Source organism: Anaerobacillus sp. (genome assembly GCF_046314235.1).
Classification (GTDB): Bacteria; Bacillota; Bacilli; order Bacillales; family Anaerobacillaceae; genus Anaerobacillus.
In genome coordinates, this window is the sequence record NZ_JBKBWN010000005.1 from 351,116 (window position 1) to 363,868 (window position 12,753).

Sequence of the window (12,753 nt, forward strand, 5' to 3'; positions counted from 1 at the left end):
TTATTTACCTCCTCTTTCCTCAGTTAAATGAACCATTAACTGTTGTACATTGCAGCGATCTACTTGTAAGCCTAATGAAATGGCTTCCTCACTTGAATATTTCTCTCCAAATAGCTGCACCGTTTTCATACCAACAATTTCAGCTTCATGGATGACGTTTTTCCCTATTGTATATTGATCAACAACCTCACTTTTACCACTTACTTGTAAACTTAGTTCAACAAGTTCATCTTTGTCTTTTTGAAGTAAGAGCTTGCCGTTTTGCAAGATGATAACTTCTTCAAATAGATTACTTACTTCATCGATTAAGTGAGTAGATAAAATGATCGTCCTTGGGAATAATTCATATTCTTCAAGAAGTAGATCGTAAAACCGATATCTTGCTGATGCGTCTAAACCGATATACGGTTCATCAAAGATTGTAATTTTTGCTCGGCTCGCTAATCCAATTACAATCCCAACTGATGACTCCATTCCTTTTGAAAGACCTTTCGTTTTTAGGTTTTCGTCTAAATTAAACCTCTCTAAAAGATGTTCAGCTGTTTCTTGTGACCAATTTGGGTAAAATAGTGAGGCAACTTTTAAGACATCTTTAATCCTTAAGCGTTTTTTAAAGTTTTCACTTTCATTAATTAAACAAATATCTTTTAAGACATTACGATTGTTAAAGGGTGTCTCGCCGTTTAGTAAGACTTCACCACTTGATGGCAGAGTGTAGCCTGCTAATAATTGCATCAACGTTGTTTTACCGGCACCATTTCTTCCCAAAAGTCCATAAATCTTATCGTCTTCAAAATTTACTGTCAAATTCTCTAATGCTGTTTTTGAACGATAGCGTTTAGTGACATCTTTAATTTCTATTTTCATTTCAAATCCCCTCTTTCTAATAGTCCTTTTAGCTCCTCCAAACTAATTCCTAGCTTACCTGCTTCAGATTTTAACGGAACAATATAATCTTTATAGAAATCTTCTTTCCGTTTGCCTAGAATGATTTCTCTTGCTCCTTCTGCCACAAACATGCCAATCCCTCTCTTCTTATAGACAATCTCTTGATCAACTAACTGATTAATGCCCTTTGCTGCTGTAGCTGGATTTATTTGATAAAACTTAGCAAATTCATTCGTTGAAGGAACGCGATCTCCTTCCTGAATTGAACCATCCAAAATACTTGTTTCAATTTTCTCTGCGATTTGTTGAAAAATAGGTTTATCATCTTTCAAATTTGATTCCATAAAAACACCTTCTTAATTGGTTAATTACTTATGTAACTAACTATAATACCAACGAAGTTAATTGTCAATAGTTGTAAAAATAAAATTAATATAAAAAAATTAGACCAAAGCTAAGCATGTACTTAGCTTTGGTCCAAAAGTTTACAAAAACAATATTGAAATAGGTGAGTACGATAGATATCTATCTCATAGATTAAATAACCATTTAAATCTTTTTTCCCGTTCCCCTTTTACGTAATTACAAATTATCTCTTCGCTTCTACTTTATACTTCACCTTCGCCTCAAGGCGACGACGATGCAATACAGGTTCTGTATAACCATTTGGTTGTTTACGGCCTTGTAATACAAGTTCACAAGCTGCTTGAAAGGCTACAGAGTTATCGTAATCAAATGACATTGGGCGATAGTGTGGATCGCCGGCATTTTGTTCATCGACTATTTTTGCCATTCGCTTTAATGTCTCAAGAACTTGTTCCTCTGTACAAATACCGTGGTATAACCAGTTCGTCATATGCTGACTTGAAATACGTAGTGTAGCTCGGTCTTCCATTAAACCAATATTATTAATATCTGGGACTTTAGAGCAGCCAACGCCTTGTTCTACCCAGCGAACAACATATCCGAGAATACCTTGGGCATTATTGTCAAGCTCTTGTTGAATCTCCGCTAAACTCCAATTGGCTTCTTTAGCAATAGGGAAGTCTAAAATAGCATCGTTTAAATTATCCTTTTTTGTTGCTAATTCATTTTGAATGTCTGTAACATTCAGTTGATGATAATGAAGCGCATGTAAAGTTGCAGCTGTTGGTGACGGAACCCAAGCAGTGTTCGCCCCCGCTTTTAGATGACCACTCTTCAGCTTTAACATATCTGCCATTAAATCTGGCATCGCCCACATTCCTTTCCCGATTTGGGCACGACCAGGTAAACCCGCGCCTAACCCTACAATGACATTCGACATTTCATAAGCCTGTAGCCATGTAGATGATTTCATCTCATTTTTCCGAATCATTGCTCCCGCTTCCATTGATGTATGCATTTCATCACCGGTTCGGTCTAAGAACCCGGTATTAATAAATACAAGTCGTTCTTTTACTTTCGAAATACAATTTTTCAAGTTTAGAGAAGTTCTACGTTCTTCATCCATTACACCAATTTTTAATGTGCTTCTTTCCAACTCAAGCATATCTTCAATACGGTTAAACAATTTATTGGCAAAGGCTACTTCCATCGAACCGTGCATTTTCGGTTTCACGATATAAACTGAACCTTTACTCGAATTTTTCGTTAAACCATTTCCTAGCAAGTCATGTTTTGAAATTAGAGCAGTTATTACTCCATCAATGATCCCCTCAGGTACTTCCTGCCCATCCTGATCCAACACTGCATTGTTTGTCATAAGGTGACCAACATTACGAACGAATAATAGTGAGCGACCTGGTAAAGTAATCGACTCACCTAAAAGATTTTTGTATAGTCGGTCTTGATTTAAAGTTCGAGTAATTGTTTTATCTCCTTTTTGAAAACTTGCAGTTAAATCACCTTTCATTAACCCTAACCAATTGCTGTACACTTCGACTTTATCAAAAGCGTCCACGGCAGCAACGGAGTCTTCAAAGTCCATAATTGTCGTAAGTGCAGCTTCTAGCAATATATCTTTTATACCAGCTTTATCATAAGCACCGATTGGATGATTAGAGTCAATTTGAATTTCAAAATGTAGACCATTATTTCTGAACAAAAGCGTCTCAGGAAATTCATAGCTCCCCTGATAGCCAATAAACTTTTGTTTTTCTTTTAAGCTAGTTGTTTTGCCATCACTAAGAACAATAGATAGCTGACCATCAACAACTTTATATCGAACCACATCTCGATGACTACCGCTATCTAATCCTATTGTCTCGTCAAGAAATTGTTTTCCAAAGGCAATGACCTTATTCCCACGAATTGGATTATACGTCTGCATTTGATTTGCGCCATTTTCCTCACTGATTACATCAGTTCCGTACAACGCATCATATAGACTTCCCCACCGAGCATTTGCAGCATTAATAGCATAACGGGCATTATTAACTGGGACAACTAACTGTGGTCCTGCTTGTAAAACAATCTCATCATCGACGTTTTCAGTGGTAATAACAAAATCATCGACTTCTTTCTCGAGATAGCCAATTTGTTGTAAGAATAGTTTATATTCAGCAAAATTAAAATCATTTCGATGAAGCTTATGCCATTCATTAACTTTTGTCTGCATCTCTTCACGTACAGCTAATAGTCGCTTATTTTCAGGGGCCAATTCTTTAATTAATGTTTCAAAACCGCTCCAAAATTTATCCGTACTTAGACATGTTCCTGGAATTGCTTGCTTATTTACAAACTCAAATAAAACAGTTGCAACTTGAATATCACCGACTTTTACATAATCGTTCACTAATAAATTCCCCCTTAGGTAGATTGATAAATAACAGATATAACTGTATTATAACACAACCTTATTATTTTGAATTATATAAAAATTAGTTTTTTTAAAATTTATAATGATCTTTCATAAATATATCGATAAGTATACCGTCTCAAAAAAAAGAGGTACCTATAGCAAATGTTCGTCAACGCAAGTAATCAATAGATAGTGTTGTCATGCACTTCTTACTGTTACATAGGTTGTGATGCTCGAACTTTGTTAGGTAACCTCTTACAAATATGAATACTAATTACATTAGCTCTTTAATCAATTTATCTAGGATTTCATAAGTGACTTCTCCACGAATAACGTGGGCGATCTTCCCTTTTCCATCTAAAATATAAGTATATGGGATGCTTTGAATATTATATAAAGATGATACAATTCCTCTTCGATTAACATTATCAATTGGCTGGTCGACAAATGTTGGGAAAGTAACACCGTATTCCACCATAAATTCATCCGCCCCCTCAGCATTTCGCTCATGAGTGGCTAAGTTAATTCCCAATACTTTAACCCCTTTGTCTTTATAGTCTTCAGATAAACGAATTAAATCAGGCATTTCCTTCTGGCACGGTGGGCACCAAGAAGCCCATAAGTTTAAGACAACAATATCACCCTGATATGATGATAACGATTCCTCAGTATCTGTTCCCCAAAGTGGTAGTGTAAAATCTGGCGCAAGCATACCTTTTTCTACCCCTACCTGTGGTGATTGATTTGTTGCAACTACATAAGCAATTAACCCAACTGCAATTAGTAAAATCAGTAAACTTCCAAGTTTCTGTTTAGACATAATAAACCCCTCCTGTACACTCTTACTATAGCTCAAATACTAATGGAAAACAAAAAGAAAATAAGGGGGACATAAAATTTTTTGGATTTAAAAAGATGACTTTCATAGTGAAAGCCATCTTTTTAAAGACTATTTATTTTTTCTTATCCAACATCTTCGCAATTGTATTAAAATTCACTTGGTCAGATTGGTTAATAATCGTATTTACTAGTTGATCCTCAGTTTCTTTTTTCACAGGCTTATTAGCAATGCTCCCAACCTGTCTAATTAATTGTCTTACTGTTGCTTCATCTTTAAAATTTGCATTTTGTACTGAGTTAACTAGTTTTAATACGTCACTCATATTTACACCAGTTTTCTTCTCAATGTTATCAAATAAAGGGTTAGACATGTACAAACCTCCTTTTAATACCAACGGTTTCCACTACACTAGGCTATCATCTAACATTTTAGCAACAGTGCAAAAGAAAACTCTTTAGGCTAGTTAAATTATCATACTATCACTATATGTAGATCTATCATAAATGGTTAGTTACTTGTACCGAGTTAAGCAATTTTTTTTAGAAATTAATGAATTTCATAATTCTATATTACCGCCATTTAGATACTATATGTAGTTGCGTAAAACCACTCGCAACTACATATAGTTTGATATGGCTCATTCTTGGTAATTATGAAATTCACTCAATTCATTTAAAAATATTCAAAATCTAAGTTAATAATAGGAATTTTTACTGTCCTCCTCCTATACGAATATAGGTAAGAGGGATTTTTTAATTCGTTCGTCACCACCAACTATTTTCTACTTCACAATTATTGGGCATTCACATATCTTATTACTATGATTAAAAGAAAAAAGGACGGATTTTTATGCCTGCAATTGTTGGAGCAGTAAAAATTAATGCTATGGGTGCAAGCGCGGTATTTAATATTGGGGACGTTTTTACGATTTCTCCTGCGAGTACAGCAAAAACGTTTGCTGGTGCGGGGTCCTTTAATACTGGGGATTATTTAAATGTTAGAAATGAGTACAGCTCAACGAATACGTATGATAAAGATTTAGCTGATTCAAATATTAATACAATCATTTAGAAGAGGTGGTATCTAAATGAACTTTTATATTAACCAAACGATACAAATTAACAATTTAAGAGTCGATAGTGTTTCAAATTCTTCTGTTTTACAAATTGGTAGTGCTGGCATGATAAGATCGATGTCAAACCTATATAATACAGGAGGCTTCACTGAGCCTGCGCCTGAGGCTGTCGAACCGTTAGATCCTGTAATACCGCTAGTTCCGCTCGCCCCACCAGCACCACCTACACCGACATTAATTTAAATTGGTAAAACCACTACCGCTACTCAAGGAGGAGCTATGTATTATAACTACGACATGACGACAACCATCCAACATCTATATCAATGTTTGGAAGCACAACAGAAGAGAATTGATTATTTAGAAATGAAGATTGAAGAATTACATGGACGACTAGAGACAATGAAACAAGAAAATGGTGGTAAGGTAGAACGGATCGAATATAAATTCGATCAACTAAAAGTGGAAAGGTTAGAAGGAACACTAAATATAGGCATTACACCAACCGGTGGAATTGAACCAACTTCAATTGAGGATTTCACAGTAAAGCGAAATTCAGTAGATGTCCCATCGCCTTCGAATCAGCAAAACCCATTTCTGTTTGAAAATATTAAAAGAGAAATTCATGATTACTTAAATCGAGAATGTTACGAGGTCATGTCATCCATAGAAAAACAATATAATCAACAGCTTGACGGTCCATACCGTGATTTTATTATCGACGATGTTAGAAAACAAATTGATTCTCGAATTCACTATTACCTTAGGGGAATGAATATTGTAGAAACTGACGAGAACACCTTAAGAAGTGCTGAAGAAACTACCATAAATAAGGTTAAGGAAGACATAAACAAAACGATTGACCAATTTATTCGACATTTACCTCAGAAAGGAGAATAATAAAATGAATTTTACAGTTATTAATCACAATATTTCTGTTGGCAAAATTGAAGTTCCAGGAGGCGTAGCCGCAGCTTCAATCTTTCTAGTGGGGGATACCGATACGATTTCTTTATCTTCAGCTTTTGATACTCCTCCAGAGTCGTTAATTATCGGACCTTTTGTTCCTCTTAATCCGAAAGTGTAATTTCGTATGGTAAAGCGAACTTCCATTGTAAATAGTACAAGAGTGAACAGTATAAGTTTGAGTTCTGTTTTCCAAATCGGAGATTCAGTGCAAATTACTCCGCGATCGTGGGCGCTGGCTGTCCAACGTCAACTACAACTTTTTTACGGAGATGAAGGAGACTTTGCCGCATATCCTATCTTCACAAGGGAAATACAGCAACCAGAAATAACTCGTACCCCAACCGTTACTCGCTATAATGCATCAAGTATTATTAAAGTAGGTCAAATCGATCTTAGCGCACTCGCCGCTTCTAGTGTCTATCATATTGGCTCAACTAGTCACATTCACTCTGAATCTCGAATTAAGCACATTCGTCAAATCCAAAAGTTACCTGAACAAGATTAACTAGTGTTGTCACCCATAAATTAGCTTCACATACACTAAATATTAATACGAAGGAAAAGGGTGTTTGTATGCCTGCAATTGTTGGAGGACCTTTTAAAATCAATGAAAATGGTGGAGTCATTAATTTCGGTGATACACTAAACATCTCACCAAAGAGTACGAACAAATCTGTTTCAGGGTCTGGCGGTGGGAATTCTGGAGATTTCACAATCGTAAATAACGGTATTAATATGAATAATGTACTAGATCCAGATGTTGTCGATCAAAACTTAGCTGGAAATGTCTAAATGAGAAGTTTCTTAAAAGGGAACTTCTCATTTTCTTTTCTTAAATTTAATTACTGAAAAAAATTACTTATCCCCTCAATAACTTAAACAAATTAGAAGTTGTCATCGGATTACCTCGAACATACCTATAAAATTCGGTAGAGTTAGCTGGCAAAGTGAATGTTACCAGCGACTTCCTAGGTAACTATAAAACCATTAAATTCCCCTAGTGATTATAGTCATCCAAACCAGTTTTATCAAAACATGCCTTTCAAAGTATATTAGTCCAAGCAAATTGTTGTAAGTCTAAATATGTTATCGTAATTAGTTATTCAAGGAGGAAATCTAATTGAAAAAAGCGATAATAACTGGGATTACCGGACAAGATGGGTCTTATTTGGCTGAACTTTTGCTAGAAAAAGGTTATGAGGTTCATGGAATTATTCGTAGAAGCAGTTCATTTAATACTGAAAGAATTGATCATCTATTAGAAAATCAAGCAGAGGAACAACAAAGATTATTTCTTCATTATGGGGATTTAAGTGATTCAAGTAGTTTAAATAAACTACTCAACACCATCAAACCAGATGAATTTTATAATCTAGGTGCGCAAAGTCATGTAAAGACTTCTTTTGATATTCCTGAATTTACTTCCGATGTAAATGGATTAGGTACTCTACGAATTTTAGAAAGCATTAAGGAAGTTCATCCAACTACTAAGTTTTATCAAGCTTCATCAAGCGAATTATATGGGATGGTTAGAGAAATCCCCCAAAATGAAAATACTCCCTTTTATCCGAGAAGCCCATATGCTGCAGCAAAGCTATATGCCTACTGGATAACAGTAAACTACAGGGAGGCATATGGTTTATTTGCATGTAATGGAATATTGTTTAATCACGAGTCACCGAGAAGGGGCAAAACCTTTGTAACTAGAAAAATTACAACGGGAATTGCCAATATCTTAAAAGGAAAACAGGAAAAGCTCGTCTTAGGAAATTTAAATGCCAAAAGGGATTGGGGTTTTGCAGGTGATTATGTCGAAGCGATGTGGTTAATGCTCCAGCAAGAAGTCCCTGAAGACTATGTGATAGCTACGGGCGAAACACATACTGTTAGGGAGTTTTGTGAGCTTGCTTTTAAACACGTTGGTATTACATTGGCTTGGACTGGTAAAGGCTTAGCTGAGAAAGGAATCGATAAAGATACCGGAAAAGAACTGGTAGCAATTAGCAGCAAATACTTCAGGCCTAGTGAAGTTGATCTGCTTTTAGGAGATGCGACTAAAGCGATAACAAAACTCGGCTGGGTCCAAAAAGTTTCCTTTGAACAGCTTGTCGAAATGATGGTTAAGGGTGATCAAAATGGTTAATCAACAATTACGAGGTGTTGTTATAAATGGATAAGAATAGCCGAATATATGTAGCAGGACACAATGGCCTTGTCGGTTCTAGCATAGTTAGAAACCTTCAAAATAAAGGTTTTAACAATATTATTTGTAAAACTCGTAAAGAGCTCGATTTAACCAATCAAGTGGCTGTAGAGATGTTTTTTAAAGAAGAAAAAATTAACTATGTATTTTTAGCTGCAGCTAAGGTTGGCGGGATAGGATCTAACAATACTTATCCAGCTGACTATATTATGGAAAATTTACTCATCCAATGTAATGTAATCAAAAGCTCGTTTGACCACAACGTACAAAAGCTCCTTTTTCTAGGCAGTTCTTGTATATACCCTAAGCTTTGTCCACAACCAATTAAAGAAGAATACCTATTGACTGGACCATTAGAACCAACAAATGAGGCTTACGCACTTGCAAAAATTTCCGGACTAAAAATGTGTCAATATTTTAATAGTCAATACAAAACTAAATTTATTAGTGTCATGCCAACAAACCTCTACGGGCCTAATGACAGATTCGATGAAAATCATTCCCACGTCATTCCGGCATTAATTACTAAAATTGACAAAGCAAAGAAATTAGACAAACCAACCGTGGAATTGTGGGGCACTGGTACTCCTTACAGAGAATTTTTGTATGTAGATGATTTGGCAGATGCTTGCGTCTATCTGATGGAAGTCTATGAAGATAATGAACATGTAAACATTGGCACAGGAAAAGATATAAGTATTTTAAGCCTAGCCCAATTAATCAAGACAATGATCGATTACAAGGGAGAAATTGTCTTTGATAAGTCAAAACCAGATGGGACACCAAAGAAACTACTAGATATATCTAAAATAGAAAAATTAGGTTGGAAAGCGAAAGTTAGTTTAGAAGAAGGACTTAAATTAACGTATGACTATTACACAAACATTCAAAAACAATAGATATTTATTTAAGACTTTGTCGACCTAAATCATAAATGGAGCGTGATTTTTTTGGAAGAAAAATATGCGGTTATTATGGCAGGTGGTGTCGGCGCGAGGCTTTGGCCTCTATCAAGGGAAAGCAAACCTAAGCAATTCATTCATATCAATGGTAACAAGCCATTGCTCATTCAAACGCTTGAACGTATTCAGGAAGTAGTACCTGCCGAAAACTGCTTTGTTATCACAAACAAGGATTATCACAACCTTACACAAGAAACAGTTAAAAATCTCATCCCTGAGGCTAATATTATTCTAGAGCCAATAAGAAAAAATACAGCAGCATGTATTTCATATGCAACATTGCACTTAGAAAAATTGGTTGGAAAAGGTCTAGTTTGCTTTATTCCAGTAGATAGTTATGTTAGAGAAAAGGAGGATTACCTTGCTGCCATTAGGCAGGCCTATGATGCTGCTAATAATAGTAAAAAATTAGTAATTATAGGTGTTAAGCCAACATTTCCTTCCACAGGCTACGGCTATGTCCATCTAAACTCCGAAAATACTTCTGACACTCAAACTATCTCAAACGTTATTCAATTTAAAGAAAAGCCGGATCTAGAAACTGCGAAAAAGTATCTAATGTCCAATAAATATTTATGGAACAGCGGAATCGTTGTCGGTCATCTACAATCATTGATTAATGGAATACAACAGTTTATTCCGGAACATTTCAAGAAATTATCCGAAGTTCTAAAGCACCAAAATAAGCCTGAATTCAATTTCCTTCTTGAGAAATCCTTTAGTGAACTAGTTGATCTTTCCTTTGACTATGGCGTCCTCGAAAAGACCAAAAGTCTTTTGGCAATAAAGGGGACTTTCAATTGGTACGATATCGGAAGCTTAGATGCGTTATCAATAGTTATAAATCAAGATGAAAATGATAACTCCATCTCTGGCAATCACCTTGGTATTGATACCCACAATTCCATTATTTACAACGAGGAAAATGAAAATTTAGTAACAACAATTGGCCTTAGCGATATGATTATTATTCATATTGATGATTTGATTGTCGTTTGTCCGAAAGATCGGGCCCAAGATGTGAAGAAACTAGTTGAACTCGCAAAGAAAAACGGATATGACAGGTACACTTGAACGAATAAAACTAATTATCTACTAAGACTTTAGGAGGCATTTTAGTATGAATATCGATTATGGGGATCATAAACCCTACGCAAACCACAAAAAAATAGTGGTTGCAACATCGCTTGCACCTAAACGGCTAGAAATACAAAAATCGGCCATGGATACCTGGTTAGCAGCGGGATTTAAAGTAGTTTCATTAAATACTAGGGATGAAGCAGAATTACTCAAACCAAACTTCCCAGGGATAGAGTTCCATGTTGTTGAGCGAAGCGCAATCGAAAAATATGGAAGACCCTATATCTATATATACGATTTTATGAGGTATTTGAAAAAAACAACATATAAAGTATGTGGCATCGTCAATTCTGACATTCATTTACGAGGAGTAAAGAATAATTTTATCGATCGTCTTTATGATGAGGCATTAGATAGTCTTGTTTACGGACATAGAGTTGATGTCTATGACATTAGCCAGTCAAATGGAACAGTCTGTAACGGTGTTGATTTTTTCTTTTTCGATAACAATTTAATTGATATTTACGAAGACGACGGCCTTTGCATGGGGCAACCAGCTTGGGACTGGTGGATGGTATGTGTTGCAGCCTATGCGAAAAAACGAACAAAACGAGTATTAAATCACATTGCCTATCATGAAATTCATCCACAAGAATGGTATGAATCACTAAACCAGTATCTAATTGAAAGTACTGTTTTTAAAAAATATTTAAGAAAATTGCATCCTAAGTTATCTAATCAGGAACTAAACGGAATTATGTGGGATATTGTAATCTCTAAAGAAGGGATTGAATTTGAGCTAAAAGAAACAGATAATCGTAACCAGATAAAATATATAACCGTTCCTGATGAAGTACCCAATCGAAAAAAAATAGTCGTTGCCACCTCTCTTGCTCCTAAAAGGATCAAGATGCAAAAAATGGCGATGGCCACTTGGCTAAACGCTGGTTTTAAAATTGTTTCATTAAATACAGAAGAAGAAGCAAAACTACTCAAACCTAGCTTCCCAAATATTGAATTCCATGTTGTTAAACGAAGTGCTCAAGAAAAATTTGGAAAACCTTATATTTATATCTACGATTTTATGAATTATTTAAAAAGCACCAAAAGCAAAATTTGCGGGATCATCAATTCTGATATTCACCTAAAGGGCGTAAAAAAAAATATAATAAATTCTATATACAATGAAGCAATAGGCAGTCTAGTTTACGGACATAGGGTTGATGTCCAAGACATTAACCAATCAAACGGAACTGTTTGTAATGGCGTCGACTATTTCTTTTTTGATAGGCGGTTAATCGACATTTATGAAGACGATGGCCTTTGCATGGGGCAACCAGCTTGGGACTGGTGGATGGTCTGCGTTGCAGCCTATGCTCAAAAACCAACAAAGCGAATTTTAAGTCACATGGCGTATCATGAAATTCACCCTCAAGAATGGTACGAATCACTAAATCAGTACCTTATTGAAAGTACAGTCTTTAAAAAGTATTTAAGAAAATTATTTCCTAAAGCAAGTAACCAGGAATTGAACAACAAAATGTGGGATATTGTCATTTCAAAAAACGGGATTATCTTCACGTAGGGACATAGGGACAGGTACCTTGTCCCAGTCCCGCCCATACTTGGCTTAGGTTTAGACTACTTTCTTTCTTCTGAGCCTAACCCTGTCCCAACTTAGCTCAGGTTCAGACTACCTTCTTTCTTCTGAGCCTTTATCTGTCCGAACCTAGCTCAGGTTCAGACTACTTTCCTTCTTCTTGGCCTTATTCTGTCCGAACCTAGCTTAAGTTCGGACTTCTTTCCTTCTTCTTGGCCTTATTCTGTCCCAACTTAGCTTAAGTTCGGACTACTTTCCTTCATCTAAACTTTACACTGTCCCAACTTGGATCAGGTTTAGACTACTTTCTTTCTTCTGAGCCTAACCCTGTCCCAACTTGGATCAGGTTCAGA

General features: G+C 35.8%; 15 protein-coding genes. 10 read left to right on the forward strand and 5 right to left on the reverse strand.

All coding sequences use genetic code 11. The features are described 5' to 3' along the window. The 5 genes from ACK4M9_RS09690 to spoVIF form a co-directional block, all read right to left on the reverse strand. Positions 1 to 867, reverse strand: a complete 867-nt coding sequence (locus ACK4M9_RS09690) for an ABC transporter ATP-binding protein (RefSeq protein WP_409849809.1) — start codon at positions 865 to 867, stop codon at positions 1 to 3. Beyond that, a complete protein-coding gene (locus ACK4M9_RS09695) occupies positions 864 to 1,232 on the reverse strand; it encodes a GntR family transcriptional regulator (RefSeq protein ID WP_409849810.1) in 369 nt (122 codons plus the stop codon). Before ACK4M9_RS09695 ends, ACK4M9_RS09690 begins: the two co-directional genes overlap by 4 nt. Before the next feature lie 245 nt (positions 1,233 to 1,477). Then, positions 1,478 to 3,664: a malate synthase G gene (locus ACK4M9_RS09700; RefSeq protein WP_409849812.1), complete on the reverse strand. Its 2,187-nt coding sequence runs from the start codon at positions 3,662 to 3,664 to the stop codon at positions 1,478 to 1,480. Positions 3,665 to 3,944: 280 nt separating this feature from the next. Continuing rightward, a complete protein-coding gene (locus ACK4M9_RS09705) occupies positions 3,945 to 4,490 on the reverse strand; it encodes a TlpA family protein disulfide reductase (protein ID WP_409849814.1) in 546 nt (181 codons plus the stop codon). A 133-nt stretch (positions 4,491 to 4,623) separates the two neighbouring features. Continuing rightward, positions 4,624 to 4,881 carry a sporulation-specific transcription regulator SpoVIF gene (spoVIF, locus tag ACK4M9_RS09710; protein WP_409849816.1) on the reverse strand — a complete coding sequence of 86 codons (258 nt, stop codon included), beginning with the start codon at positions 4,879 to 4,881 and terminating at the stop codon, positions 4,624 to 4,626. Positions 4,882 to 5,360: 479 nt separating this feature from the next. Here spoVIF and ACK4M9_RS09715 point away from each other — a divergent pair, with 479 nt between their 5' ends. The 10 genes from ACK4M9_RS09715 (at position 5,361) to ACK4M9_RS09760 (ending at position 12,385) form a co-directional block, all read left to right on the forward strand. After that, complete coding sequence (locus ACK4M9_RS09715) at positions 5,361 to 5,582, forward strand: spore germination protein (protein ID WP_409849818.1); 222 nt, start codon at positions 5,361 to 5,363, stop codon at positions 5,580 to 5,582. Between the two features lie 16 nt (positions 5,583 to 5,598). Further along, complete coding sequence (locus ACK4M9_RS09720; protein WP_409849820.1) at positions 5,599 to 5,829, forward strand: spore germination protein GerPB; 231 nt, start codon at positions 5,599 to 5,601, stop codon at positions 5,827 to 5,829. Positions 5,830 to 5,865: 36 nt separating this feature from the next. After that, positions 5,866 to 6,486 carry a spore germination protein GerPC gene (gene gerPC / locus ACK4M9_RS09725; protein ID WP_409849822.1) on the forward strand — a complete coding sequence of 207 codons (621 nt, stop codon included), beginning with the start codon at positions 5,866 to 5,868 and terminating at the stop codon, positions 6,484 to 6,486. Between the two features lie 4 nt (positions 6,487 to 6,490). Next, a complete protein-coding gene (locus ACK4M9_RS09730; protein WP_409849824.1) occupies positions 6,491 to 6,673 on the forward strand; it encodes a spore gernimation protein GerPD in 183 nt (60 codons plus the stop codon). A gap of 6 nt (positions 6,674 to 6,679) precedes the next feature. Further along, positions 6,680 to 7,060 (forward strand): spore germination protein GerPE, encoded by a 381-nt coding sequence (locus ACK4M9_RS09735; protein WP_409849826.1) that lies wholly within the window; start codon positions 6,680 to 6,682, stop codon positions 7,058 to 7,060. Between the two features lie 68 nt (positions 7,061 to 7,128). Continuing rightward, positions 7,129 to 7,347 (forward strand): spore germination protein, encoded by a 219-nt coding sequence (locus ACK4M9_RS09740; RefSeq protein ID WP_409849828.1) that lies wholly within the window; start codon positions 7,129 to 7,131, stop codon positions 7,345 to 7,347. A 328-nt stretch (positions 7,348 to 7,675) separates the two neighbouring features. Next, entirely contained in the window at positions 7,676 to 8,698 is a 1,023-nt protein-coding gene (gene gmd / locus ACK4M9_RS09745) for a GDP-mannose 4,6-dehydratase (RefSeq protein ID WP_409849830.1), read from the forward strand. A 26-nt stretch (positions 8,699 to 8,724) separates the two neighbouring features. Further along, a complete protein-coding gene (locus ACK4M9_RS09750) occupies positions 8,725 to 9,657 on the forward strand; it encodes a GDP-L-fucose synthase family protein (protein ID WP_409849832.1) in 933 nt (310 codons plus the stop codon). A gap of 51 nt (positions 9,658 to 9,708) precedes the next feature. Then, positions 9,709 to 10,794, forward strand: a complete 1,086-nt coding sequence (locus ACK4M9_RS09755) for a mannose-1-phosphate guanylyltransferase (protein WP_409849834.1) — start codon at positions 9,709 to 9,711, stop codon at positions 10,792 to 10,794. A gap of 46 nt (positions 10,795 to 10,840) precedes the next feature. After that, on the forward strand, positions 10,841 to 12,385 hold the full coding sequence (locus ACK4M9_RS09760) for a hypothetical protein (protein WP_409849836.1): 1,545 nt from the start codon (positions 10,841 to 10,843) through the stop codon (positions 12,383 to 12,385). Positions 12,386 to 12,753 lie beyond the last annotated feature (368 nt).

Excerpts from the sequence above, each read along its gene's own strand:
- ACK4M9_RS09730 (WP_409849824.1), top strand. The coding sequence starts at position 6,491 with ATGAATTTTACAGTTATTAATCACAATATTTCTGTTGGCAAAATTGAA.
- ACK4M9_RS09735 (WP_409849826.1), top strand. The coding sequence starts at position 6,680 with ATGGTAAAGCGAACTTCCATTGTAAATAGTACAAGAGTGAACAGTATA.
- ACK4M9_RS09760 (WP_409849836.1), top strand. The coding sequence starts at position 10,841 with ATGAATATCGATTATGGGGATCATAAACCCTACGCAAACCACAAAAAA.
- ACK4M9_RS09750 (WP_409849832.1), top strand. The coding sequence starts at position 8,725 with ATGGATAAGAATAGCCGAATATATGTAGCAGGACACAATGGCCTTGTC.
- spoVIF (WP_409849816.1), bottom strand. The coding sequence starts at position 4,881 with ATGTCTAACCCTTTATTTGATAACATTGAGAAGAAAACTGGTGTAAAT.
- ACK4M9_RS09695 (WP_409849810.1), bottom strand. The coding sequence starts at position 1,232 with ATGGAATCAAATTTGAAAGATGATAAACCTATTTTTCAACAAATCGCA.
- gerPC (WP_409849822.1), top strand. The coding sequence starts at position 5,866 with ATGTATTATAACTACGACATGACGACAACCATCCAACATCTATATCAA.
- ACK4M9_RS09720 (WP_409849820.1), top strand. The coding sequence starts at position 5,599 with ATGAACTTTTATATTAACCAAACGATACAAATTAACAATTTAAGAGTC.
- ACK4M9_RS09705 (WP_409849814.1), bottom strand. The coding sequence starts at position 4,490 with ATGTCTAAACAGAAACTTGGAAGTTTACTGATTTTACTAATTGCAGTT.
- ACK4M9_RS09690 (WP_409849809.1), bottom strand. The coding sequence starts at position 867 with ATGAAAATAGAAATTAAAGATGTCACTAAACGCTATCGTTCAAAAACA.
- ACK4M9_RS09715 (WP_409849818.1), top strand. The coding sequence starts at position 5,361 with ATGCCTGCAATTGTTGGAGCAGTAAAAATTAATGCTATGGGTGCAAGC.
- ACK4M9_RS09740 (WP_409849828.1), top strand. The coding sequence starts at position 7,129 with ATGCCTGCAATTGTTGGAGGACCTTTTAAAATCAATGAAAATGGTGGA.